Origin of the sequence: Pantoea sp. BJFS-204, assembly GCF_049310725.1 — a bacterium.
Lineage (GTDB): Bacteria > Pseudomonadota > Gammaproteobacteria > Enterobacterales > Enterobacteriaceae > Pantoea > Pantoea agglomerans.
Map to the genome: position 1 here is coordinate 43,497 of NZ_JBMOWE010000010.1, position 22,927 is coordinate 66,423.

General features: G+C 55.2%; 25 protein-coding genes. 10 read left to right on the forward strand and 15 right to left on the reverse strand.

Translation table 11 applies throughout. The features are described from left to right. Positions 1-15 precede the first annotated feature (15 nt). The 4 genes from radC (at position 16) to mutM (ending at position 2,216) form a co-directional block, all read left to right on the forward strand. The gene (gene radC / locus ACO6VX_RS20815; RefSeq protein ID WP_010258361.1) at positions 16-672 is read left to right on the forward strand and encodes a RadC family protein; all 657 of its coding nucleotides are present in this window, start codon (positions 16-18) and stop codon (positions 670-672) included. Between the two features lie 241 nt (positions 673-913). Further along, a complete protein-coding gene (gene rpmB, locus ACO6VX_RS20820) occupies positions 914-1,150 on the forward strand; it encodes a 50S ribosomal protein L28 (RefSeq protein ID WP_006121249.1) in 237 nt (78 codons plus the stop codon). A gap of 19 nt (positions 1,151-1,169) precedes the next feature. After that, entirely contained in the window at positions 1,170-1,337 is a 168-nt protein-coding gene (rpmG, locus tag ACO6VX_RS20825; RefSeq protein WP_003024094.1) for a 50S ribosomal protein L33, read from the forward strand. A gap of 69 nt (positions 1,338-1,406) precedes the next feature. Beyond that, positions 1,407-2,216: a bifunctional DNA-formamidopyrimidine glycosylase/DNA-(apurinic or apyrimidinic site) lyase gene (gene mutM / locus ACO6VX_RS20830; RefSeq protein WP_031591878.1), complete on the forward strand. Its 810-nt coding sequence runs from the start codon at positions 1,407-1,409 to the stop codon at positions 2,214-2,216. Here mutM and coaD read toward each other — a convergent pair. The 11 genes from coaD to rfaD all read right to left on the reverse strand — a co-directional run bounded on the left by coaD (position 2,213) and on the right by rfaD (position 13,479). Then, positions 2,213-2,692: a pantetheine-phosphate adenylyltransferase gene (gene coaD, locus ACO6VX_RS20835; RefSeq protein WP_124889589.1), complete on the reverse strand. Its 480-nt coding sequence runs from the start codon at positions 2,690-2,692 to the stop codon at positions 2,213-2,215. The genes mutM and coaD overlap by 4 nt on opposite strands. Next, on the reverse strand, positions 2,689-3,465 hold the full coding sequence (locus ACO6VX_RS20840) for a glycosyltransferase family 2 protein (RefSeq protein ID WP_033773160.1): 777 nt from the start codon (positions 3,463-3,465) through the stop codon (positions 2,689-2,691). The genes coaD and ACO6VX_RS20840 overlap by 4 nt, the downstream gene beginning before the upstream one ends. After that, positions 3,465-4,739 carry a lipid IV(A) 3-deoxy-D-manno-octulosonic acid transferase gene (gene waaA, locus ACO6VX_RS20845; protein ID WP_010258275.1) on the reverse strand — a complete coding sequence of 425 codons (1,275 nt, stop codon included), beginning with the start codon at positions 4,737-4,739 and terminating at the stop codon, positions 3,465-3,467. Before waaA ends, ACO6VX_RS20840 begins: the two co-directional genes overlap by 1 nt. A 92-nt stretch (positions 4,740-4,831) precedes the next feature. Beyond that, a complete protein-coding gene (locus tag ACO6VX_RS20850; protein WP_033759235.1) occupies positions 4,832-5,965 on the reverse strand; it encodes a glycosyltransferase family 4 protein in 1,134 nt (377 codons plus the stop codon). Next, the gene (gene rfaQ, locus ACO6VX_RS20855) at positions 5,958-7,034 is read right to left on the reverse strand and encodes a putative lipopolysaccharide heptosyltransferase III (RefSeq protein WP_010258272.1); all 1,077 of its coding nucleotides are present in this window, start codon (positions 7,032-7,034) and stop codon (positions 5,958-5,960) included. The genes ACO6VX_RS20850 and rfaQ overlap by 8 nt, the downstream gene beginning before the upstream one ends. A gap of 73 nt (positions 7,035-7,107) precedes the next feature. Next, the gene (locus ACO6VX_RS20860; RefSeq protein ID WP_191914759.1) at positions 7,108-8,094 is read right to left on the reverse strand and encodes a glycosyltransferase; all 987 of its coding nucleotides are present in this window, start codon (positions 8,092-8,094) and stop codon (positions 7,108-7,110) included. Between the two features lie 327 nt (positions 8,095-8,421). Next, positions 8,422-9,426: a glycosyltransferase family 8 protein gene (locus ACO6VX_RS20865; RefSeq protein WP_187496248.1), complete on the reverse strand. Its 1,005-nt coding sequence runs from the start codon at positions 9,424-9,426 to the stop codon at positions 8,422-8,424. A 9-nt stretch (positions 9,427-9,435) separates the two neighbouring features. Next, on the reverse strand, positions 9,436-10,512 hold the full coding sequence (locus ACO6VX_RS20870) for a glycosyltransferase family 9 protein (RefSeq protein ID WP_422431886.1): 1,077 nt from the start codon (positions 10,510-10,512) through the stop codon (positions 9,436-9,438). After that, the gene (gene rfaC / locus ACO6VX_RS20875) at positions 10,509-11,486 is read right to left on the reverse strand and encodes a lipopolysaccharide heptosyltransferase RfaC (RefSeq protein WP_010672086.1); all 978 of its coding nucleotides are present in this window, start codon (positions 11,484-11,486) and stop codon (positions 10,509-10,511) included. The genes ACO6VX_RS20870 and rfaC overlap by 4 nt, the downstream gene beginning before the upstream one ends. After that, the gene (gene rfaF / locus ACO6VX_RS20880; RefSeq protein ID WP_010258260.1) at positions 11,474-12,529 is read right to left on the reverse strand and encodes an ADP-heptose--LPS heptosyltransferase RfaF; all 1,056 of its coding nucleotides are present in this window, start codon (positions 12,527-12,529) and stop codon (positions 11,474-11,476) included. Before rfaF ends, rfaC begins: the two co-directional genes overlap by 13 nt. A 17-nt stretch (positions 12,530-12,546) precedes the next feature. Beyond that, complete coding sequence (gene rfaD / locus ACO6VX_RS20885) at positions 12,547-13,479, reverse strand: ADP-glyceromanno-heptose 6-epimerase (RefSeq protein ID WP_010258257.1); 933 nt, start codon at positions 13,477-13,479, stop codon at positions 12,547-12,549. A gap of 230 nt (positions 13,480-13,709) precedes the next feature. Between rfaD and ACO6VX_RS20890 the strand changes: the two genes are divergently transcribed. Together ACO6VX_RS20890 and tdh are read left to right on the forward strand one after the other, a co-directional pair. Then, positions 13,710-14,906 carry a glycine C-acetyltransferase gene (locus ACO6VX_RS20890; protein ID WP_422458290.1) on the forward strand — a complete coding sequence of 399 codons (1,197 nt, stop codon included), beginning with the start codon at positions 13,710-13,712 and terminating at the stop codon, positions 14,904-14,906. A gap of 10 nt (positions 14,907-14,916) precedes the next feature. Next, entirely contained in the window at positions 14,917-15,945 is a 1,029-nt protein-coding gene (gene tdh, locus ACO6VX_RS20895) for an L-threonine 3-dehydrogenase (protein ID WP_422431881.1), read from the forward strand. 28 nt (positions 15,946-15,973) lie between these two features. On the opposite strand, the gene ACO6VX_RS20900 is transcribed toward tdh, so the two are convergent. The 4 genes from ACO6VX_RS20900 to envC all read right to left on the reverse strand — a co-directional run bounded on the left by ACO6VX_RS20900 (position 15,974) and on the right by envC (position 20,419). Then, a complete protein-coding gene (locus ACO6VX_RS20900) occupies positions 15,974-16,885 on the reverse strand; it encodes a hypothetical protein (RefSeq protein WP_045139507.1) in 912 nt (303 codons plus the stop codon). Then, complete coding sequence (locus ACO6VX_RS20905) at positions 16,878-18,107, reverse strand: glycosyltransferase (protein ID WP_010672083.1); 1,230 nt, start codon at positions 18,105-18,107, stop codon at positions 16,878-16,880. Before ACO6VX_RS20905 ends, ACO6VX_RS20900 begins: the two co-directional genes overlap by 8 nt. Positions 18,108-18,211: 104 nt before the next feature. Beyond that, on the reverse strand, positions 18,212-19,114 hold the full coding sequence (locus ACO6VX_RS20910) for a divergent polysaccharide deacetylase family protein (protein WP_010672082.1): 903 nt from the start codon (positions 19,112-19,114) through the stop codon (positions 18,212-18,214). 3 nt (positions 19,115-19,117) lie between these two features. Then, positions 19,118-20,419, reverse strand: coding sequence for a murein hydrolase activator EnvC (gene envC / locus ACO6VX_RS20915; RefSeq protein ID WP_029519509.1), 1,302 nt, complete (start codon positions 20,417-20,419; stop codon positions 19,118-19,120). Positions 20,420-20,671: 252 nt separating this feature from the next. On the opposite strand from envC, the gene ACO6VX_RS20920 reads away from it, so the two are divergent. From ACO6VX_RS20920 to gpsA, 4 genes are read left to right on the forward strand one after another with little or no spacing between them, the layout of a single operon-like run. Beyond that, the gene (locus tag ACO6VX_RS20920) at positions 20,672-21,103 is read left to right on the forward strand and encodes a rhodanese-like domain-containing protein (protein ID WP_010258234.1); all 432 of its coding nucleotides are present in this window, start codon (positions 20,672-20,674) and stop codon (positions 21,101-21,103) included. Positions 21,104-21,122: 19 nt separating this feature from the next. Continuing rightward, the gene (gene grxC / locus ACO6VX_RS20925; RefSeq protein WP_010258231.1) at positions 21,123-21,377 is read left to right on the forward strand and encodes a glutaredoxin 3; all 255 of its coding nucleotides are present in this window, start codon (positions 21,123-21,125) and stop codon (positions 21,375-21,377) included. Positions 21,378-21,415: 38 nt separating this feature from the next. Next, positions 21,416-21,886 carry a protein-export chaperone SecB gene (secB, locus tag ACO6VX_RS20930; RefSeq protein WP_010258229.1) on the forward strand — a complete coding sequence of 157 codons (471 nt, stop codon included), beginning with the start codon at positions 21,416-21,418 and terminating at the stop codon, positions 21,884-21,886. Then, entirely contained in the window at positions 21,886-22,902 is a 1,017-nt protein-coding gene (gene gpsA / locus ACO6VX_RS20935; protein ID WP_010258227.1) for an NAD(P)H-dependent glycerol-3-phosphate dehydrogenase, read from the forward strand. The genes secB and gpsA overlap by 1 nt, the downstream gene beginning before the upstream one ends. Positions 22,903-22,927 lie beyond the last annotated feature (25 nt).

The following is a 22,927-nucleotide window of genomic DNA, read 5'->3' on the forward strand; positions in this document are numbered from 1 at the left end:
TCAGGGAGAGCGGACATGAAAATAAAGGGACCACGGGAAAAACTCCGGAAGCTGGGTGCGCATGCCCTCAGCGATACCGAACTACTGGCCATTTTTCTCCGTACCGGATCGCCTGGACAGAACGTCCTGGAGCTGGCCGGACAGATGCTGGACGGTTTTGGCTCGCTTTATCAGCTCATGACGTCAGACAAAGCGGCATTCGGTGAAATTAAAGGGGTCGGCGATGCCAAGCTGGCACAACTTCATGCGATTGCCGAACTGGCGAAGCGTTTTTTCGCCAGTAAGCTGGCCCGCGAAAGCGCAATGGAAAATCCACAAATCACGCGCCAGTATCTGCAAAGTCTGTTAGCCCATCAGGAGCGTGAGATCTTTATGGCACTGTTTCTGGATAATCAGCATCGGGTGCTACGGGCACAAAATATGTTCTCTGGTTCCATTAACAGCGTGGAAGTTCACCCCCGCGAGATTGTCCGGGAAGCGCTGAAGCTCAATGCTGCCGCTCTGATACTGGCGCATAATCACCCGTCGGGCATGGCGGAGCCGAGCCGTGCAGACCGTGAAGTGACCCATAAAGTCAGCGAAGCCTGCCAGCTACTCGACATCCGTCTGCTCGATCATCTGGTGATTGGGCATGGCGAATATGTCTCCTTTGCCGAGCGGGGATGGCTCTGACAGGGGGGAATTTCACGCCAGGTGGCGGCTTTTTGCCCGATCATTCGGGATCTTTATCTGTTCGGGACTTGAGCACTTGGGCTGAGCGGCGTATACTACGCCACCTTTGAGAATCTCGGGTTTGGCGGTTAGGCCAGCTTAGCGGGTTCCATGGAATTCGCCTGGCGGGCTGCAAGCCTGACGAGGCGGCCCAAACCTAATTTTTAAAGCTCGAGCTGATTTGATTTTTGGAGATATTGACATGTCACGAGTCTGCCAGGTAACTGGAAAGCGTCCGGTGACGGGTAACAACCGTTCCCACGCAATGAACGCGACGAAACGCCGTTTCCTTCCGAACCTGCACTCACACCGTTTTTGGGTTGAGAGCGAGAAGCGCTTCGTTACTCTGCGTGTATCTGTTAAAGGTATGCGTATTATTGATAAAAAGGGCATTGATACGGTGTTAGCCGATATGCGTGCCCGTGGTGAGAAGTACTAAGGTACTAAGGAACTGAATCATGGCTAAAGGTATTCGTGAGAAGATCAAGCTGGTTTCCTCTGCTGGTACAGGTCACTTCTATACCACCACGAAGAACAAACGTACTAAACCAGAGAAGCTGGAACTGAAAAAGTTCGATCCGGTTGTACGTCAGCATGTGCTCTACAAAGAAGCTAAAATTAAGTAATTTTAGTGTTCTGCTAAAAACCCGGCTCCGGCCGGGTTTTTTGTTTGTGTAAAACGCTGAGGAGAGGGTATGCCAGAGTTGCCAGAGGTTGAAACCAGCCGTCGCGGTATCGAACCGCATTTGGTCGGTGAAACCATCCTTCACGCCGTGGTGCGTAATTCACGTTTGCGCTGGCCTGTTTCGCAGGAGATCCTGGCGCTGAGCGATCAGCCGGTGCTCAGTGTGCAGCGCCGGGCGAAATATCTGCTGCTGGAGCTGCCGCATGGCTGGATCATTATCCACCTTGGCATGTCCGGTAGCCTGCGCGTGCTGTCAGAAGAGCTGCCAGCGGCGAAGCATGACCATGTTGATCTGGTCATGAGCAACGGCAAAGTGCTGCGCTACACCGACCCGCGCCGCTTTGGTGCATGGCTCTGGAGCAGCGATCTGGCGGGCAGCAGCGTGCTGGCACATCTCGGGCCGGAGCCGCTTAGCGAGGAGTTTGACGGCGCTTACCTGTTTGAGAAGTCACGCGGCAAGCGGACGCTCATCAAGCAGTGGCTGATGGATAACAAAGTGGTGGTGGGCGTGGGCAACATTTACGCCAGCGAGTCACTGTTTACCGCCGGGATCATTCCCGATCGTGCTGCCGGCAGTCTGTCGCAGGCCGAAGCGGAACTGCTGGTCAATACCATCAAAGCGGTGCTGTTACGCTCCATTGAGCAGGGCGGAACCACACTGCGTGACTTCTTACAGAGCGACGGTAAACCTGGCTATTTTGCACAGCAGTTACAGGTTTATGGGCGGGCAGGCGAACCCTGCCGGGCATGCGGTACGCCGATTGTCAGCGGCAGACACGGGCAGCGCAGCACCTACTGGTGCCCGAACTGCCAGCATTAAGCCAGTTTAGCCAGCAATGCCTGATGCACCGGCGCGGGCAGGAAGGTGGTAACATCGCCGCCGTGACGCGCCACCTCTTTGACCAGCGAAGATGAGATAAACGAGAAGCCTTCAGACGGCATCAGGAAAACACTCTCCAGCGTTGGCAGCAGGTGACGATTCATCTGCGCCAGCTGCATTTCATATTCAAAGTCTGACACCGCACGCAAGCCACGAACCAGCACATTCGCCTGCTGGTCACGGGCGAAATTCGCCATCAGGTCGCTGAATCCGACCACCTCAACGTTGGGCAGATGGGCTATCACTTCACCGGCCAGCGCCACGCGCTCATCCAGGCTGAACATTGGTTTTTTGCTGGGGCTGGCGGCAACGGCCAGAATGACCTGATCAAACATCTGCGCTGCCCGCGTCACGATGTCGAGATGGCCGAGCGTCACAGGATCGAACGTTCCGGGATAGATGGCTTTCGTGATCATACTCGCCCTTTTGCCGAAGCATGATTCAGCGCCCAGAGGGCTGAATATTTATTGAAGGTATATTGCGCATTGACCACCGCCAGAATCCAGCCCTGCTTTCCGTCGAGAAAACCGGCACGCAGCAGCAGGGTTTTCATAAACGCGCCCAGCGTATGGCTGAACAGAGAAAACAGGCTGCAACGCTTACCGCGCCGATGGCGTTCCGTAGCCCAGGCTTCGGCATAAGCCAGCTGCTTGCGCTGAAAGGCGATTAAATCGCGGCAGGTCAGATGCTGCAGATCGCCGGGTAATGCCACCACCGGCGCGCCGTCACTTTGCAGTGATTCATGCACCAGATTGTCATTGTAGCGGAAGGTGCGTGGGTAGAGTCGCATGACGCGGTCAGGATACCAGCCGCTATGGCGCATAAAGCGGCCGAGAAACAGATTACTGCGGCCCAGGCTATAAACCGTACGGCTGGGTGGCGCGACCAGCACCTGCTCAATCGCGGCGCGCAGTTCAGGTGTCACGCGTTCATCCGCATCGATCATCAGAATCATGTCGCCGGTGGCATAGTGCTGCGCGCGCTGGCGCTGGATACCATAGCCCTGCCAGTCATCATTGAGGTAGACCTTCGCCCCAGCCTGCGTGGCGATCTCGACACTGTTGTCATGGCTGCCTGAGTCCAGCACGATAATTTCATCGGCCCAGCTGACCGAGGCCAGGCATTCAGGCAGCAGTTCCGCTTCGTTTTTGGCGATCATCACCACGGAAAGACGTTGGCGTGCTGACATTAGTGGGCCCGTGGTGGCAGATGCGGTTCGAGTAACTGTAGCAGACGCTGTAGCGCACCCTGATTCTGGTGCAGCACGTCTACCGCATGACGTCCGTAATAACGGCGGTAATCATCATCCTGTAACAGGTTGGTGACCTCTTTTTCCAGCGAAATCACGTCGGTGACGGTGATCAGCCCCTGGCCTTCCTGCAACTTGCTGCAGATATCTTTGAAGTTCCAGATATGGGGTCCCATCAGAACCGGAAGCGCATGGGCAGCAGGCTCCAGCGGGTTGTGTCCACCCCGTTCAACCAGGCTGCCGCCGACAAAGGCCAGATCGGCAATGCCGTATAGCAGCATCAGTTCGCCCATTGAATCTCCGATGACCACCTGCGTTGAGCCAGACGGGATCTCGCCGCTGCTGCGCAGGATAAAACTGAAGCCGCGTTCCTGCGTCAGTTCACGGGCATCGTTAAAACGCTCGGGATGGCGGGGCACCAGAATCAGCAGCAAATCCGGAAACGTCTGCAGCAGGCGGCGATGAGCATCCAGCACAATGGCCTCTTCACCTTCGTGCGTGCTGGTGGCGATCCACACCGGACGGCGCGGCGCCCACTGACGACGCAGCGTCACCGCTCTGGCGGCCAGTTCTGGCGTCACGGAAATATCAAACTTCAGGCTGCCGGTAATCGTTAGTTGAGAACGTTTCAGGCCCAGGCTCAGGAAGCGGTCGCCATCTTCCGCATTCTGCGCCGCGATAAGCGTGATGCTCTGCAACAGCCGGCGCATGAATTTACCCAGCTTGCGGTAGCCTTTGGCCGATCGGGCCGAGAGGCGGGCATTGGCGATCACCAGCGGAATATTACGCTGGTGCAGAATGCGGATAATATTCGGCCATAGCTCGGTTTCCATGATGATCACCAGGCGTGGGTTGACCGTATCCAGAAAACGATTAATCGAACCCGGCAGATCATAAGGCAGATAGACGTGATGCACATCTTTGCCAAATGCAGATTGCGCGCGTTCAGAGCCGGTAGGCGTCATGGTGGTGACGGTAATCGGCAGGGTCGGGTAACGATGACGCAGAGCGCGCACCAGCGGGATCGCAGCCAGGGTTTCACCCACAGAGACCGAGTGCAGCACAATGCCGTCGGGCTTAACTTTGCCGACACAATAGCCATAGCGTTCTGCCCAGCGTTTGCGATAGGCAGGCGCTTTACGACCGCGCAGCCACAGGCGCAGCCAAATCAGTGGCTGAATTAAGTAGAGCAATGCGGTGTAAAAGGTCGTCATAGTTACCGTTACAGCAAATTCGCGTCTAAAAGCAGATTAAAATCAGATGGCGGCATGTTATCAGAAACCCCGCATGCACTCATCCCACATTGTCAGTTGCTGCTCAGGACCTGCTGATAAAGCGAAGTCAGCGCCTGCGCCAGCCGTTGTGGACCATAAGGTTCAATTTTGCGCCGCGCCGCGTCACCCATTCGTGAATCGACGGAAAGCGCCGGTATTGCATTAACAGCCTGATTTAACCCGTTGATATCCAAAGCATCACAGACGAAGCCTTCCTGACCAGCGGTAATAAATTCTGCGCCACCGCAGCCAGTGCTGGTAATCACCGGTAAGCCGCAGGCCATCGCCTCCAGTACCACATTAGGAAAAGGATCGTAGAGGGTGGGCAGCAGCAGGCCATCAGCCGCGTGATAGAACGGCTGCACATCCTGCTGTACGCCGACAAAGCGCAGGCGATCCAGACAGTTAAGCTGATTTGCCAGCTGCTGATACCGTTGCAGTTGCTTATCCTGACCCACCACAATCAGATAACGGTCGCTGGCAGCCAGCGCCTGTATCGCCGCTTTCAACCCCTTGCGTTCAAAGCCGGAGCCGACATAAATCAGTACGGTGGCCGCATCGGGCAGCGCCAGCTGCTGACGGGTGGCGCGACGTGCAGCTTCCGTGGCGGGCTGGAAACGGCTGGCATCGATAGCATTATGAATAACGTGGATTTTTCCGGCGTCGAGCGAGAAACAGCGCAGGATATCGCGCTTTACCATCTCAGAATTACAGATCACCGCTTTCAGCGTCGGAGAGTTAAACATCTCCGCTTCCGCCTGCAGGACATAGCGATGATAAGGGCTGAGCACAGCACTCAGTCGTTGCCACGATGAGACGATGCGGGCGCGCTGTTCCAGCCAGACGCGATGAACACCATCACCCGCGCGAAAAATATCACAGCCCGCGATGCGCTCGTGGCTTTGCACAATATCGAACTTTTCGCGCTCCCAGCAGGCGCGTGCTGCACGGGCAAAACCGCGCTCACGGGATACCCGGCCCAGCTTTGCAGGATTACAGATATGCAGATGCCAGTCAGGATTGGGTGTGCCCTGCCAGCTGCGGGTAATGATGTTGAGATCGAGCTGCTCGCTGCCCAGCGCTTCCAGCGCGCGTGAGATAAAACGCTCGGCACCGCCATCCGGACGATATTTCTGCCGGACAATCGCCAGCCGTAACTTACTCATTCAGATAGCTCCTCGCTGCCGCGACCACATCCTTCACCGGAATGGCCGACAGATAACGCTGGTCTGTTTTGGTGTCGATGGAATCGGGTGAGGGCAGCGGGCCATAATCCCCCGCCCAGATGACATGATTATTGTCGCCCCATGGCCGCCAGTGCTGCAGCTTGGTCGGGCCAAACAGCGCAATACAGGGCGTTTCAAGTGCGGCGGCCATGTGCATTGGTGCAGAGTCGACACCAATAAACAGCCGGGCATGATCGATAAGCGCCGCCAGCTGCGGCAGAGTAAACTGACCGGCCAGCGAAACCACATCCGGCGATGCACACAGTGCCCGAATGCGGTTGATCATTGCCAGCTCCTGTTTGTCCGGCCCGGCGGTCAGCACCACTTTGCGGCCCGGCTGCGCCAGCTGATCGAGCGTGGCGGCAACACTCTCCTCTTCCCAGCATTTAAAGCCCCAGCGTGAGGTCGGCTGCACCACAATATAGGGCGCGGTGACCTGGTGTTCTGCCAGTCGGGTCAGCACAATTTGCTGGTCAGCGTCGCTGTAGTGCATTGAGACCCGTGCGCCGTCGCTGCTGATGCCGAGGGGTGCCAGCGCCGACATATTCTGCTCAACGGTATGCAGCTTGCTGTGATTGTGTGTGGAGACCAGCTGGTTGTGACACCATCGCCACAGGACGTTATCACGTTTTTTAAAAGCGAAACCGATACGTACTGGCGCCGCGGAGAGACGCGTAATCAGGGCAGCCCGCCACTGATCGGCCAGATTAATCACCAGATCATAATGTGCGTCACGTATGGCGCGAATTAATGCACGCTCATGGCCCAGCTTGCGCCAGGTGCCCTCCTGCTTCCATTTACGATCGATGACGTGCAAATGGCGGATAGCCGGATGCGCTTCCAGCATCGGACGCGTCTCCTGATAGAGCAACACGTCGATGCTGGCCTGCGGATAACGCTCATGAAGCGCATTGATGGCGGGCGTTGTGAGCAGCATGTCACCATGATGGCGCAGCTTAATCAGTAATATATTTTTTGGAGAGATGTTTGCTGGAGTCAGGCTGGCCATAAACAAGAGTTCTCAGAATTCAGTGAACCGATTGTAGGGCAAACCCTTTTTAGGATAAAGCCAGCCTCAAAGGTTATTTATCACGCCAGCGATAGAGCCGGGCCAGCCACAACAGCAACTGATACCACTGCTTAATTCCCCGGGCGTTGCGTAACATGCGCAGGTGTGTCCGGGTGGCGAACAGCTCGGCAATGATTGCCTGGCGTGCGCGGGCGTCAGGCTCACGTCTTACACTGTGGCAAACGCTAAGCGCTTCATGAGTCACCTGATAGTGAAACGACGGGTAGATCTTCACGCGGTCACGATAGCGGTCATTGAGCTCTTCCAGCAGTCGCGCAATCTTCATGTAGTGACGCTGATACTCTACGTTGCGCTCGCCGGTACGTTTGCGATTGCTGATTGAGGCGTCGTGCATATAGTAGCGATAGAGTACCGCTTCGGTATAACGCACGCGTTTTGCCAGCAGCATAAACTCGGTGGTCCAGGGAATATCCTGATGATGCAGGCCGGGTTCAAACTGCAACTGATGCTGCTCAATCAGTTCCCGGCGATAGATGCCCAGCCAGACCACATGCATATAACGATGGGTTTTTAGCGCGGTATTCAGCCAGTCGGCACCGCTCAGCACCGGCGTGCTGCGCAGACGATCCAGCGGAATCAGCGGCTTTACCCGCTGGCTGTGTTTGAAAAACCACTCGGCGTTGCACTGTGCCGCATCCAGATTATCTGCTTCCGCCAGCGTCACCAGCGTCTGATACATATCGGGTTGCATGGTGTCATCCGCATCAGGGAAGGTGACATATTTCCCGCGGGCAATCGCCAGCCCGGCGTTACGGGCGCGCGAGACGCCGCCATTTTCCTGATGAATCACACGAATGTGAGAATGCTGCTGTGCATACTGATCGGCGCGCTCGCCTGAGCCATCGGTTGAACCGTCATCGACGATAATGATCTCAAGCAGAGTCAGCGTCTGCGCCAGCAGTGACTGCATGAACTCATCAAACATGCTGCCCGCATTGTACATCGGGGTAATGATACTCAGAAGAGGAGAAGTACTCATGACAATATCTGCACCAGCATTGTATTCACTGCGAAAGGGCGTTGCCTCGTCATAAATCATTTCCAAATCAGCAGAGTGAAATCAGGGAGTTCACAATTATAAAACGATGTTGCATCCCTGCTTTACTAAAAACCACGCCCGACAATAATAATGCGCTATATGCGCTTTTTTTACGCAATGTGGCCGTGCAGGTAAACAGATTATTATGCTGGCTTGCTGTCAGCGTCGTTATTACAGAGGTCGTGGCAAACAGCCGGCGGGATAAATGGCGGGAAAGTCAGGCGCTGAAATAACAGCGCCCGTATCAATCTGATAAACCTGAGTGTGCTATTGCTCACTCTGTTTAAAAAACTTGAGACTGACATACTTCATCATCCAGCTCAGGCTTTCAGCATACTGTTTCTGATGCCATTTTACGCGGGCGAATCGCTTCATCTCTTTATAATGCTTTGGCGTATCAAGCGGTTGTGAAGCCCAGGGGGAGCGCTGGTAATAGCTGTAGTAGCGCTGGGAAAGATCGCTGCCAGCCCATGCATGCCAGGGTTTGCATTTACCGGTGTAGTGAATCATCACCGTCTCTTCAGGCACGTCCGTGTGATCCCAGACTTTATTGGCGATGATGTCGTAAATGTGGTTATAGCGGTCTGGCAGGATCAGGACCTCATCCTCCAGCACGATATTCAGCGCATCCTGATCGGGAAAACCAAACTCTGCGCCCCGCGTTACCAGCACGTCGGTAATGCGCGCGGTGGTCTGCCTTTCGAGCCAGCGTGGAATATTAATCAGCATAAAGCCGGAGTTGAAATAGTGGTGGTGCTTCAGTCCCAGCCTTGCGCACTGGTTATGTCGCGCTCGCGGTGTGTCATTACAGGCCGCCAGCGTGTAATCAGTGATATCCAGCGTGAACAGGGGAGAGTAGTCGCCCACCACCAAGGTGTCAGCATCAATATAGATCACCCGATCGCTGTAGCTCGCCACGGTTTCCGGGATCAGGAAACGGTAGTGGATACTTTTGGGATAGCGTCCGACCGCAGGCAGCTGATCAACCCAGGCACGGTTAAAGATATGCAGCGTGATCGCCAGACGATGGCCCGTGGCCAGTGAACGCAGTTTTTCCACATCCTCTTCGCAAAGCGAGTCTGAAAAAACATGGGCGTGGAAAGCGGTATCAGGATGATGGCTGAGAAGTGAAAACAACGTAATGCCCAGGCCACGCGCGTAGGCGTAGTTGATGCCAAACGCAACATGAACCGGATTATCATCCGTGTCAGCAAGCGTGTTAACCAGCAGCTGACTTTGCTGAACGGCCTCAGCAAGAGGGGTAATTGCCATTACGCTTCACTATTCCAGATTATGAGTAATAAACGTTTGTATTCTAGTCAGTTTATCGTGATCCAGCCCGAATAATTTTTCAGCAGGCTGATCAAACTGAAAACGGGTGGCAAAAACGAACGTCGACGCAGCAATATTCTCCGGTCCGATAAACAAAACGTTATTGACCGGACGCTGTTCCCTGACTTCACACGGCCCGTAAAGCATGATCACCGGTATCTGCTGCGCATCCGCAATATAAGCATTGCCAGAGTCAGAGGAGATGTAGAAATCCATCTGTGCAATGGCCCACGGAACCTCTTCCAGTTTTAGCTCACCAATCAGACTGACGATATTGTCTTTCGGGCCGGTCAGGCTCAGTAACTCATCCAGCCACGGCTGCTCAGCCGGTGGGCCAAACACATAAAAGGTGCAGGGCAGGTCAGCCAGCGAAGCCATCAGCTGCTGCCAGATGCTGGCAGGAATGGTTTTAGCCCGGTTACCGGCAGAAATACTGATGCCAATTTTAATACCGCTGCGCGGATTAAGCAGCGCGGCGGGTGGCGCAGGCGGCTGCCAGAGCGGTGAGGTCGCATGCTTAGGGAAATCGGTGTAGCGGTAGTCACGATTAATCAGCTTCAGGTAGCTGTCGAGCGTTAAATCCGTTTTGGTGTGGTCGACAATTCCGCTGGCGCTGCGATAGAAGGTCTTATGGTAGGACTTACGCACATAGGTGCGCAGAAACTGCTTGTTCGGTGCGTTGCAGAGCGCGGCGAAAAACAGGTTCACGCTGTTTGGCTGCACCAGATAGACGTTGTCATAGCGGTTCATCAGCGTGACCGCGAGCTTCAGTTTGGCAAAAAAGCTGCGCTTCGCCTCTTCAATCAGGAAATAGCGGCTGACCGTGTCATCGTGACGCGCCAGCGGCTCCACCGCTTTGCTGATAAGCAACTCAGACTGACCCAGCGCACGCAGCATCGGGGTGATATTAATAAAATCACCAATCTTCGCCGTCTGGATGATCAGGCTGCGTCCGGTTGGCCGGTAAAACAGCCGCATTATGGCCCGGAAAGGCAGCAACAGCAGGTAGATCAGCACATAGTTCATGGCATGTTTTCCGTAATAACGGCCCGCAGTTTCTCTGCCACCGTGTCAGCAGTCAGCTCCGCCAGATTATGATTCGGGGCGCTCAATGCCTGTTGGTTCTGCCCGTAACCGCCAATCAGTCCAGGATCGGTCGGACCATAAAGCGTGAGGTTGGGGCGATCCAGTGCCGCCGTCAGATGGCTCAATCCGGTATCCACTGAGACCACCGCGCGTGCGCCCGCCAGCTGTTGTGCTATCGCTTCCAGCGTCAGCTTAGGCAGCACATCGACATGCTCAAATCCTTCTGCAAGGCGCTGCGCACGCTGATGCTCATGTTCAGCACCCCAGGGCAATTTCACCCGCAACCCGCTGGGCTGCATCAGCTCAATCAGCTCTCGCCAGTGTGATTCCGGCCAATGCTTGTTGTCACGCGTTGTGGCATGCAGAAAGACCAGGTAATGATGTGCGTCAGCGGGCAGATGATGCAGGAAGTGTCCGGCAATGGCGTAGTCACCCTGACTTTGCGGCTTTTCATAGCCCAGGCTTTTGGCGAACAGTTCGCGCGTCCGCTCAACCGCGTGCTGTCGCTTACTGACCTCATGGCGGATGTCATACCACCAGCTGGCGAACGGCTCACGTGCGCTACGGCTGTCCTGCCCATGTTTCACCCCTTTCGATAAGCGGGTGACCAGCGCGGCACTTTTGATCAGGCCCTGTGCATCAATCACGATATCGTACTCACGTGACTGTAACGCGCGCTTAAACAGCACGCGCTCTTCACGCTGCTGACTGCCAAACCAGTGTTTGCGCCAGCGGCGAATCGCAACCGGTAACACCTTATCTACTGCGGGATGCCAGCCAGGGATCTGTGCGAAATTCTCTTCCACTACCCAGTCGAAACGGATGCCGGGAATGGCATGCATTGCATCGGTCAGTGCCGGGAGCGAATGCAGCACATCGCCCATTGATGAGGTTTTAACAATCAGGACGTGCATGGCACCTCCTGTGGCGCGAGCAGTTCGCTCAGCGTCTGATGTACACGTTCAGGCTGAATATCGATCAGGCTCTGGTGATAGCCCTGTTCGGCATCGCCTTTGCGCACTTTGTGATAGCCGGTAATCAGGCGAATAATTCGCGCCTGCTTTGCCAGCGGCGGCGTAAAGTCAGGGCTGCTTGGTCCATAGAGCGCCACCAGTGGACGATCCAGCGCCGCGGCGATATGCATCAGGCCGGAGTCGTTGCTGACCACGGCACGGCATTGCGCCAGCAGAATCACCGCCTGTTCCAGCTGAGTTTCACCTGCCAGATTACGGCAGTGGCCGCGAGCCTCTTCGGGCAGCGCCGCGATAATCTCTTCGCCGGTCGGGCGATCTTTGGCGGAGCCAAACAGCACGATCTGAAAGCCTTCAGCAATCAACTGGCGGGCCAGCGTGGCGTAGTGATAGTGCGGCCAGCGTTTGGCCGGACCAAATTCAGCGCCCGGACAAAAACCGATGACCGGACGGGTCGCGGCGAGCTGAAACTGTGCGGCCGTTTCAATTTTTTCCTGCTCTTCAACCTGCAGTTTTGGCCACAACAGCGGCTGGGGCAGCTGCGCCGCCGACGCAACAGGTGTGTCGTAGCCCAGCGCAACGTAGCGCTCAACCATCAGTGGAAATGCGGCTTTATCCAGCACGCGCAAATCATTCAGCAGGCCATAGCGCATTTCACCGCGCCAGCCGACGCGGCGTTTTATTCCGGCAAAGAAGGGGACCAGCGCCGACTTGAAGGAGTTAGGCAGCACATAAGCGCGGTCGTAGTGACTGGCGCGCAGCACTTTGCCCAACCGGCGACGCTCACCGATTTCCAGTGCGCCATGCCCAAGCGGCATCGCCAGCGCCTGATTCACCTCCGGCATGCGTGACAACAACGGACGGCACCATGCAGGTGCCATCACGTCAATCACCGCATCGGGATGTTCGGCCTTGAGGGTGCGATAGAGACTTTGCGACATCATCATATCGCCGACCCACGACGGGCCGATTACCAGAATTTTCATCGCCGGAGCAGCTTCCTTTATGCGTTACGGTTCAGCCAGACCATATAGTCAGCGACGCCCTGCGCCACCGTTTTAAATGGCTTGTCGTAGCCGGCGGCACGCAGCTTAGTGAGATCGGCCTGAGTATAGGCCTGGTACCGTCCTTTGAGTTTTTCCGGGAACGGGATGTACTCGATCTGACCTTTCTGGTGGAACTTCAGTACTGCGTCAGCCACTTCCTGGAAGGACTCGGCGCGGCCTGTGCCACAGTTGTAAATCCCGGAGACGCCATTTTCCCAGCACCACAGGTTCACTTCCGCAACATCATCAACGTGGATGAAATCACGTTTAAAGCCGTCGCTGCCTTCAAACAGTTTTGGATTTTCATCGTTGCTGATCTGCGTGTTCAGATGGAAGGCCACGCTTGCCATGCTGCCCTTGTGGCCTTCACGCGGTCCATAGACGTTGAAATAGCGGAAGCCGCATACCGGCGAGTTCGCTTCCGGCAGCATCTGACGGACGTAATGGTCGAACAGCATCTTAGAGTAGCCATAAACATTAAGCGGCTGCTCATACTGACGCTCTTCAATGAAATTCTCGTTGCGTCCGCCGTAGGTCGCTGCGGAAGAGGCGTAGAGGAACGGGATCTCGCGCTCAAGACAGAAGTGCAGCAGCTCTTTGGAGTACTGATAGTTGTTCTCCATCATGTACTTGCCATCCCACTCGGTGGTGGAGGAGCAGGCGCCCTGATGGAACACCGCTTCGATCGGGCCTAAATCATCGCCCGCCATCACGCTCATCAGGAACTCTTCTTTGTCCATGTAATCGACGATATCCAGGTCGACTAAATTGGCAAACTTGGTGCCATCCTTCAGATTATCCACCACCAGAATGTCGGTGTGACCGCGATCGTTCAGCGCTTTGACGATGTTGCTGCCAATCATTCCTGCGCCGCCAGTTACGATAATCATGTTGTTACCTTCAACGTTGTGGGGTGAAACAGGAGGTTTCACACACGAATACCTCACATCATAACATTTCATCAGGGTGCAGACAGCCAGATGACTCTGTAACGCTTTGTGCGTACATCCTTGTGGCGTGAACTATGCTGCAAAAATGACATTCTGTTGGGCGATTTATCGTGAAGAAGCGGCCTGTTCAGTAAGATATGCCAGATTTTTGCCATCTGAGGAGAGCAATGATGCCTGCGCAATTTTATCAACAACTTCGTCAGCAACTTGATGATGCACGTCAGGAAGGACTGTTTAAACAGGAGCGGATCATCACCTCTGCCCAGCAGACGGAGATCGCGGTTGGCGATAACCCGGCGGTGATTAACTTCTGTGCCAATAACTACTTAGGTTTAGCGAACCATCCGGCGCTGATTCAGGCGGCGAAAGAGGGGATGGATTCGCATGGTTTTGGTATGGCGTCGGTGCGCTTTATTTGCGGCACGCAGGATAGTCATAAGCAGCTGGAAAAGCGGCTGGCAGACTTTCTCGGCATGGAGGATGCCATTCTTTACTCCTCCTGTTTCGATGCCAATGGCGGCCTGTTTGAAACCCTGCTCGATGCGCAGGATGCCGTCATCTCTGATGCGCTGAACCACGCTTCCATTATTGATGGCGTCCGGCTGTGCAAAGCGCAGCGTTACCGCTATGCCAATAACGATATGGCGCAGCTGCGCGCCTGCTTGCAGGAAGCGCGCGATAAAGGCGCGCGTCATATTCTGATCGCCACCGATGGGGTCTTCTCAATGGATGGGGTGATTGCGAATCTGCCCGCTATCTGCGATCTGGCCGACGAGTTCTCTGCGCTGGTGATGGTGGATGATTCCCATGCGGTGGGCTTTGTCGGGAACGCCGGACGCGGAACCCATGAATATTGCGATGTGATGGGCCGGGTCGACATCATTACCGGCACGCTGGGTAAAGCGCTGGGTGGCGCCTCCGGTGGCTACACCGCCGCAAAAGCAGAAGTGGTGGAGTGGCTGCGCCAGCGTTCCCGTCCCTATCTGTTCTCTAACTCGCTGGCCCCGGCCATTGTTGCCGCCTCGCTGCGGGTGCTGGATCTGCTCAGTGAAGGCGACGGGCTGCGTCAGCGTCTGTGGGAAAACGCCCGTTACTTCCGGGAGCAGATGACGGCGGCGGGCTTTACGCTGGCGGGAGCCGATCACGCCATTATCCCGGTGATGCTGGGTGAAGCCAGCGTCGCCCAGGAGTTCGCCCGCCTGCTGCAACAGGAAGGCATCTACGTTACCGGCTTCTTCTATCCGGTGGTGCCAAAAGGTCAGGCACGCATTCGCACCCAAATCTCTGCGGCGCATACCCAGCAACAGCTGGAACGTGCGGTGGCGGCCTTTATCCGTATCGGCAAACAACTGGGCGTTATCGCCTGAGGAGTCCGTCATGAAAGCACTCGCCAAACTGAAGAAGGAAACGGGCATCTGGATGGTGACCGATGCGCCAGTTCCGGAGCCGGGCCACAACGATTTGCTGATTAAGATTCGCAAAACCGCTATCTGCGGTACCGATGTCCATATTTACAACTGGGATGACTGGTCGCGCAAAACCATTCCGGTACCGATGATTGTCGGTCATGAATATGTGGGGGAAGTGGTTGCGATAGGACAGGAAGTGAAAGGCTTTACGATTGGCGATCGGGTCTCGGGCGAAGGGCACATCACCTGCGGACATTGCCGTAATTGCCGTGCCGGGCGAACGCATTTATGCCGTAACACAATGGGTGTAGGCGTTAACCGCCAGGGCTGCTTTGCGGAGTATCTGGTTATCCCGGCCTTCAATGCGTTCAAAATTCCCGACAACATTTCCGATGAGCTGGCGGCAATCTTTGATCCGTTCGGCAACGCCGTGCATACCGCGCTATCGTTCGATCTGGTGGGTGAGGATGTGCTGATCTCCGGCGCGGGTCCTATCGGCATCATGGCCGCCGCGGTCTGTCGCCATGTCGGCGCACGTAACGTGGTGATCACGGACATCAATGAGTATCGTCTGTCACTGGCGCGCAAAATGGGCGTCACGCGCGCGGTCAATGTGGCGAATGAGGATCTGCGAGACGTGATGCACTCGCTGGGCATGACGGAAGGATTCGATGTCGGGCTGGAGATGTCTGGTGCACCGCCTGCCTTCCGTTCATTGCTGGAGGTAATGAACCACGGAGGGCGGATTGCACTGCTGGGCATCCCGCCGGGTGAAATGGCGATCGACTGGAATCAGGTAATCTTCAAAGGGCTTTTTATCAAGGGCATTTATGGCCGGGAGATGTTTGAAACCTGGTATAAAATGGCGGCGCTGATCCAGTCCGGGCTTGATTTAACGCCGGTTATTACCCATCGCTATGGAATCGACGATTTCCAGCAGGGCTTTGATGAGATGCGTTCTGGACGCTCGGGAAAGGTGATACTGAACTGGGATTAAAACAACGACCGCCAGGGCGGCCGCATGATTAGCTTTGTTTTTTCTCTTCATCGGTCAGGTAGCGCACTTTGCGCGTGTAGTCCTGGCCTTTAAAGTTCAGCGGCTGTTGCGGATCGGCGAGGTATTTTTGCCATTCCGACAGCGGAAAGCCGCCATGTGCGCCTACCACTTCAGGCGGGATCACCGCCGACTGACCGCCAATTTTCTTTGAGACCGGCCAGTTAGCCCATTCGCCCAGATTGACGGTTTTAATATCCAGCATGTCCAGCAACACCGCGAGCGGCAGCTGGTCAGTAGGCGGCTGGCTGTCGTTCATTAAATTCCAGGTATCATTAAACAGCGTCAGCCACAGCGGCGAAATGCGCTGCCAGACTTCACGGGTGGCAGCCAGGTAAGCCCCATTCACGTGATCCACCAGCCAGGGCCGGATACTGTGCGCGTAGTAGGCGGGAATCGCCTCTTCCGGCGCATCAGCCAGCTTGGCAATCATTTTCCCCTGACGAAAACTGGAATAGAGATGGCCGGGCTTCATCATGATCTCCGGCATCTTAAGCAGATTGAGGTCGGAATCGATCATCAGAATGCCGTCGCCTTTTGCCTGTAAGGGCGCCTGCAATTTAATCAAACGACTGCGATAGATCTGCTTGTAGCGATAGCTCTCTTCCCGATGCGGGACATCCAGCGTCGCCACGCGGGTTTTTACTGGCAGGCTGCCAAAGGCGTGAGCCGGCTGATCGCTGACAATTACGATCTCTTCAGCCTCTGTCGCAAAGCGCGCCGCAAAATCGGCACTGAGCAGGGCTTCTTCAATATAGTCCGCGCCGGTGCAGGGAATCACGACCGAGGTTACCGGTACAGTGCCCTGAACCTCTTTCTGCGAATAAGGCAGGTTATGGCTCGCTCTGATATGGCGATAACGGGGATTTAAAAAATTAAGCATGAGGTTTCTTTTTCACGACGCTTTGCAAAATATTCTCGACGCCGCTGATATAAGTTTCAATAGCGTACTGTTCACGTACGCGTTTCGCTGCCGCATTGATCAGGCGTTGACGTAAATCCGCATCCTGCCACAGTGCGGTCAGATGCTGGGTCAGTTGCACCACGTTGCCATAATCAAATAGCAGCCCGGTTTCGTCATGACTGATCAATTCGGCAGTGCCGACCACGCGGGATCCCACTACGGCGGTATTCACCAGCATCGCCTCCAGCACCACCCTTGGTAAGCCCTCACTGCGTGAGGCAAGAATAAACGCATCAAAGGCAGTGAGGTAATCCAGCGCGTTGTTCTGAAAGCCCGTAAAGACCACATGCTGCTGGATGTTCTCTGCGGTAGCGAGTTGCAGCAGATGCTGAAGTTCCGGACCCGCTCCAACAACCACCATCTTCCAGTCGGCATCGGGATTAGCGCGTTTAAAACGGCCCAGTGCCTGCAGAATATGGTGATTAGATTTACGCAATATCAGCGAGCCGATCGTGCCGAACACAAAGGTCGAAGGGGAGAGTTTAAAGCGCTGGCGTACTTCAAGGCGGTCGGGCAGAGGCTGGTGGATGTCGATAGCATTATTGACGGTAAAACAGCGTTCCGCATCAACACCGTGGCTGCGCAGGGTGTTATTCACGCCCTGCGACACGGCAATGATCGCCTGGCAATCCTGATTAACCATGCTGACCAGCCGCGGTTCCAGAACCGGATCGATACGGCAGTGTTGCACTACCGCAACATCCAGGCTGCGCGCCGCCAGATAACCTTCCACATTGGTGCTGGGCTGGTTATTCATATAGAGCGTGTCAAACTTCCCCAGCTGCAGCAGTGAGTTGATTTTGCTGGCATTGGGCATAATGCGCCAGTGTGTATCAATCTGATCGATGGCGCGCTTCTTGAGCTTTTTATTAAAAAACAGCAGTGCACGCGCGGCTTCTTTAACAAACTTTGCCCAGCGTGGCTGCCTGATTTGCGGAATAAAAAAGACCGGGATAGCCAGCGCATTCAGCGTGGCCTCAATGGTTTCGTCGTTGCCACGGCTGTAGTTGTGATAGAAGCAGCAGGTGATATCAAACTTTTGACGATCAATACGCTTCAACAGCTCCAGCATACTGTTGGTGCCGCCGCCCCACTCTCTGCCGTTATCCAGCAGCAGGATTTTTTGTTTAATAATCGTCATCCCTATCACTGTTCCCGCACAGCACGTTATCGCCCGACCCAGGATTATAGTAATTTCTGCGTATAAATGAACGCTAAGCTGAACACTTAGCATTCATAGCAAATTCAGAACAGATTTTTTAGCGTGTTAAACAGCGGGCTGTTATTCACACTTTCAGCTATTACCGTTAAGGCTCGGGTGGCAGGAACCGGCGCCAGCGGCTGTTTCGGTTTACACAGGTCTGCAGGCTGGAAGCGCGGTGTCACCGGTTTTGCCGGCGCCACAGGCGGCCGTGAGTTGCTGTGCAGTGATTCGTTCAGCAGCTGACTGGGACGAACCAGCGTAACGTCGGCTGGCAATGTGGGTAACATCTGCTGCAGCACCCGCACGGTGTTAGGGTGGGGATGACCAATGGCAATGGCGTAACCGTCGCGCTGCGCCAGTTTCACCGCCCGACTGAACTGCTGGCGGATGGCATTAATATCCTGGCTGTCATCCAGAAATACCCGGCGTTTTAATACCCTGACCTGGGTGCCCTGTGCGGCAGGAACAGCCTGACTGTTAGCGATGGTCATGCTATCCAGAAAGTAGAGATTGTAGTGGTTCAGCGCCTGCATCACTTTCTGCATGCCGGGCAGGCTGGAGGTCATCCTGCTGCCCATATGGTTGTTCAGACCTACGGCATAAGGCACGTTGTTAACCGCATTGCGCATGATGCGGGTAACTTCTTCGCTGCTCATCTCCGGCGTTAAGGTATCTTTTTCCAGCGGCTGCTTGCTCAGCGGCGCCATGGGCAGATGGATCAACACTTCGTGACCACTCTGGTGCGCTTTGGTGGCCATTTCACGGGCATGTGGCGCGTTGGGCAAAACCGCCACTGAAATGGCCTGCGGCATCTGCAGGACCTTGTTCTCTTCGGCAGGGCGATAGCCTACGTCATCGATGACAATGGCCAGTTTGCCCGCCTGCGCAGCGTAGCTGAACAGCAGGGCGCTCAACAGAACGGGGATTTTTCGAAGTTGCAGCAAAACCTATTTTCCTAACCACGGGAGTGGATTGACGGCCTGTCCCTGACGTCGGATTTCAAAATAGAGCGACGGAGTACCGCGGCCACCACTGGTGCCCACCAGTGCGATAGGCTGTCCTGCCTTCACCTGCGTACCCACGCTCACCAGCGCACTTTGGTTGTAGCCATACAGGCTCATATCGCCTTTACCATGTTCCAGCACGACCACCAGGCCGTAGCCCTGTAACCAGTCGGCCATCAGCACGCGGCCATCGGCGATAGCTTTCACCTCGGTACCTTCGCGCGCATCAATCACCAGTCCTTTCCAGCGCAGTTCACCCTGCAGCTGTTCACCAAAGCGATGTTCAATGCGTCCGCGTACCGGCCACAAGGCCTGCCCGCCCGCGCGACCGAGTCCACCGGTGCGCGCCACCAGTTCGCGTTCGCTCTGGGTCGGCTGATAGCTGGAGCCTTTGGCTTTCGCCTGCGCCTGACGCTGACGCACTTTTTCCGCCTCACGCGCTTCACGGGCGGCGCGCTCGCGCGCCTCGCGTTCCGCACGGGCGATCTTATCCTGCAGACGGCTTTCGTTCTGACGCATCTCGACCAGATCGGCCTGATCTTTTTCCAGCGCGCTTTCCAGTGTCGTCAGGGTTTTTTTCCGCGCTTCGCTCGCCTGTTGCAGCTTCTGCTGCTGGCCCTGCTGCTGCGCTAATAAGCCTTTCTGCTGCTGTTGCTTCTGCTCCAGCGTGGCGCGTTGCTGAGCTAAGTCCTGACGCGTCTGTTGCAGCGATTCGATACTTTTCTGGCGCGCCGCATTCAGATAGCCGAAATAGGCCAGAATACGCTCGCTGCGCTGACTCTCTTCACCGCCCATCAACAGCTGTACACCGTTGTGCTTACCCTGACGAAACGCCGCATCAAGCTGCTCTGAAAGCAGGTTTTCCTGTTGGGTTTGCTGTTTTTCAAGGCGGGCGATGGAGGTGGCAAGCTGTTTGATTTCATCATTCAGGGCGTTGAGGCTATTGCGGGTGTCACGCAACTGACGGCTCGCCTGAGCGATGATTTTTTCCTGGCTCTGCAACTGATCCAGTAATTTGCTGCGCTGCAACTTTTGCGCTTTAACGCTTTTCTCTTTTTCAGCGATGTTTTGCTGAATAGATTGCAGCTGAGATTTGCTGTCTTCTGCACTAACGGCGGCGGCAGGCAATAACAGTGCCCCCGCACAAAGCAGGCTAAGGGAGAGGCTGGACAAGTGTGTGAACAACGGCAGGTTATCGCCGTTGGGACGGGTCCTTGTGTGCGAAACGGTTGTTTTTCCCTTCATAGGCCAATGATTATTCCACGATGAACCGCCGCTTACCAGTGCTCCCCACTGGCATTTGCTTTTCCAGTTATGTCCACTTTCACAATGACATGGATTAAGCCTTACGCCATTTTTGCTATTCAGCCACTTTTTTTGGAAAATGAAGCACAAATCGATACTCTGGCCGCATAGCATCTGTACATGCGAAGTGGCGCAGGTATACTCAGAATCCTTGTTTTAGCTTATTAGCCCGGTCTGGAGTCGTTACCCCTCATGCAAGAAATTATGCAGTTTGCAAGCAATCACCCCATCCTGAGTCTGGCATGGGTCGTTTTACTCGTTCTGGTGATTGTGACTACCGTTAAAGGAATGTTCTCTAAGGTAAAAACGATCAGTCGCGGTGAAGCAACCCGCCTGATTAACAAAGAGGACGCGGTAGTTGTAGACGTGCGTTCGCGCGACGATTTCCGCAGAGGCCATATTTCAGGTGCGCTGAATGTCGCAGCCGCTGAGATTAAAAAAGGCAACATCGACGAACTGGCAAAGCATAAAGCGCAGCCCATAATTGTGGTGTGTGCAACCGGACAAAGCGCGGGTGATTCTGCTGCGCATCTCAGCGCGGCCGGCTTTGAGCGGGTTTCAGTGCTGAAAGATGGTATCAGTGGCTGGAGCGGCGAAAATCTGCCGTTAGTTCGCGGCAAATAATCTTACAGAGGTGCTGATCATGGCAAATGTTGAAGTGTATACCAAGGCGACCTGTCCTTACTGCCATCGGGCGAAGGCGCTGTTAACGCAAAAAGGCGTATCGTTTCAGGAGATCCCCATTGATGGAGACATGGCGAAACGCGAAGAGATGATCAAGCGTAGCGGCCGCACCACCGTGCCTCAGATTTTTATTGATGCGCAGCACATTGGTGGCTGCGACGACTTATTCGCACTCGATAATCGCGAAGGTTTAGATCCCTTACTGCAGGCGTAATTTTACGCCGGACAATCTCATACATAGGATTTGGTCACATGTCAGAACATAACACCAACGAAATGCAATTCCAGATTCAGCGCGTATTCACCAAAGACATCTCTTTTGAAGCGCCAAATGCACCACAGGTTTTCCAGAAAGAGTGGGAACCGGACGTTAAACTGGATCTGGACACTGCATCTTCTCAGCTGGCTGACGAAGTTTACGAAGTGGTACTTCGTGTGACTGTAACCGCCACCGTGGGCGAAGAAACCGCTTTCCTGTGTGAAGTTCAGCAGGCCGGTATTTTCACCATCAGCGGTATCGAAGGAACGCAGATGGCACATTGCCTGGGCGCATACTGCCCGAACATCCTGTTCCCGTACGCACGCGAATGCATTACCAGCCTGGTATCACGTGGTACCTTCCCGCAGCTGAACCTGGCACCGGTTAACTTTGATGCGCTGTTCATGAACTACCTGCAGCAGCAGCAAGGTGAAGAAGGTGCTGAACCACATCAGGATGCCTGATGACAACTCACGCTTCGATTAGCGTCATCGGTGCCGGTTCATACGGCACCGCTTTGGCGATTACGCTGGCCCGTAACGGCCATCCGGTGCTGTTGTGGGGACATAACCCGGCGCATCTGGCGCAACTTCAGAGTGACCGCTGCAACACCGCTTTCCTGCCTGATGTCCCGTTCCCCGACCATCTTTCTCTTGAACCTGATCTGACTAAAGCTATTGCTGCCAGCCGCGATTTATTGATCGTGGTGCCGAGTCATGTGTTTGGCGAGGTGCTGCAGCAGATCAAGCCTCATCTGCGGTCAGACTCGCGTATTGTCTGGGCGACCAAAGGGCTGGAAAAAGAGACCGGCCGTCTGCTGCAGGATGTGGCGCGGGAAATTGTCGGCGATGACATTCCGCTGGCTGTGATCTCCGGACCGACCTTTGCGAAAGAGCTGGCAGCCGGATTACCGACGGCTATCGCGCTGGCCGCAACGGATGCGCAGTTTGCTGAGGATCTGCAGCAGAAGCTGCACTGCGGTAAGAGCTTCCGCGTTTATAACAACCCTGACTTCATCGGCGTACAGCTGGGCGGCGCGGTAAAAAACGTGATTGCTATCGGTGCCGGGATCTCTGACGGGATTGGTTTTGGCGCGAATGCACGTACCGCACTGATCACCCGTGGTCTGGCTGAAATGAGCCGGCTGGGCGCCGCGCTGGGTGCCGATCCCACCACCTTTATGGGGATGGCGGGTCTGGGCGATCTGGTGCTGACCTGTACCGATAATCAGTCGCGTAACCGTCGTTTTGGCATGATGCTGGGCCAGGGCGAGGATGTAGATAGCGCGCAACGCATTATCGGACAAGTTGTAGAAGGCTACAGAAACACCAAAGAAGTCAAAGCATTGGCTGCCCGTTTTGGTGTGGAAATGCCGATCACCGAGCAGATTTATCAGGTGCTGTATTGCGAAAAGCCGGCGAGAGATGCAGCATTGAGTCTGCTGGGACGAACAAGGAAGGACGAAAACAGCACTGGCTAACGCAGGACGCGTAGCATCATCACCT

Coding starts and splice junctions, on each gene's coding strand:
- radC (WP_010258361.1), top strand. CDS start 16: ATGAAAATAAAGGGACCACGGGAAAAACTCCGGAAGCTGGGTGCGCAT.
- rpmB (WP_006121249.1), top strand. CDS start 914: ATGTCACGAGTCTGCCAGGTAACTGGAAAGCGTCCGGTGACGGGTAAC.
- rpmG (WP_003024094.1), top strand. CDS start 1,170: ATGGCTAAAGGTATTCGTGAGAAGATCAAGCTGGTTTCCTCTGCTGGT.
- mutM (WP_031591878.1), top strand. CDS start 1,407: ATGCCAGAGTTGCCAGAGGTTGAAACCAGCCGTCGCGGTATCGAACCG.
- coaD (WP_124889589.1), bottom strand. CDS start 2,692: ATGATCACGAAAGCCATCTATCCCGGAACGTTCGATCCTGTGACGCTC.
- ACO6VX_RS20840 (WP_033773160.1), bottom strand. CDS start 3,465: ATGTCAGCACGCCAACGTCTTTCCGTGGTGATGATCGCCAAAAACGAA.
- waaA (WP_010258275.1), bottom strand. CDS start 4,739: ATGACGACCTTTTACACCGCATTGCTCTACTTAATTCAGCCACTGATT.
- ACO6VX_RS20850 (WP_033759235.1), bottom strand. CDS start 5,965: ATGAGTAAGTTACGGCTGGCGATTGTCCGGCAGAAATATCGTCCGGAT.
- rfaQ (WP_010258272.1), bottom strand. CDS start 7,034: ATGGCCAGCCTGACTCCAGCAAACATCTCTCCAAAAAATATATTACTG.
- ACO6VX_RS20860 (WP_191914759.1), bottom strand. CDS start 8,094: ATGAGTACTTCTCCTCTTCTGAGTATCATTACCCCGATGTACAATGCG.
- ACO6VX_RS20865 (WP_187496248.1), bottom strand. CDS start 9,426: ATGGCAATTACCCCTCTTGCTGAGGCCGTTCAGCAAAGTCAGCTGCTG.
- ACO6VX_RS20870 (WP_422431886.1), bottom strand. CDS start 10,512: ATGAACTATGTGCTGATCTACCTGCTGTTGCTGCCTTTCCGGGCCATA.
- rfaC (WP_010672086.1), bottom strand. CDS start 11,486: ATGCACGTCCTGATTGTTAAAACCTCATCAATGGGCGATGTGCTGCAT.
- rfaF (WP_010258260.1), bottom strand. CDS start 12,529: ATGAAAATTCTGGTAATCGGCCCGTCGTGGGTCGGCGATATGATGATG.
- rfaD (WP_010258257.1), bottom strand. CDS start 13,479: ATGATTATCGTAACTGGCGGCGCAGGAATGATTGGCAGCAACATCGTC.
- ACO6VX_RS20890 (WP_422458290.1), top strand. CDS start 13,710: ATGCCTGCGCAATTTTATCAACAACTTCGTCAGCAACTTGATGATGCA.
- tdh (WP_422431881.1), top strand. CDS start 14,917: ATGAAAGCACTCGCCAAACTGAAGAAGGAAACGGGCATCTGGATGGTG.
- ACO6VX_RS20900 (WP_045139507.1), bottom strand. CDS start 16,885: ATGCTTAATTTTTTAAATCCCCGTTATCGCCATATCAGAGCGAGCCAT.
- ACO6VX_RS20905 (WP_010672083.1), bottom strand. CDS start 18,107: ATGACGATTATTAAACAAAAAATCCTGCTGCTGGATAACGGCAGAGAG.
- envC (WP_029519509.1), bottom strand. CDS start 20,419: ATGAAGGGAAAAACAACCGTTTCGCACACAAGGACCCGTCCCAACGGC.
- ACO6VX_RS20920 (WP_010258234.1), top strand. CDS start 20,672: ATGCAAGAAATTATGCAGTTTGCAAGCAATCACCCCATCCTGAGTCTG.
- grxC (WP_010258231.1), top strand. CDS start 21,123: ATGGCAAATGTTGAAGTGTATACCAAGGCGACCTGTCCTTACTGCCAT.
- secB (WP_010258229.1), top strand. CDS start 21,416: ATGTCAGAACATAACACCAACGAAATGCAATTCCAGATTCAGCGCGTA.
- gpsA (WP_010258227.1), top strand. CDS start 21,886: ATGACAACTCACGCTTCGATTAGCGTCATCGGTGCCGGTTCATACGGC.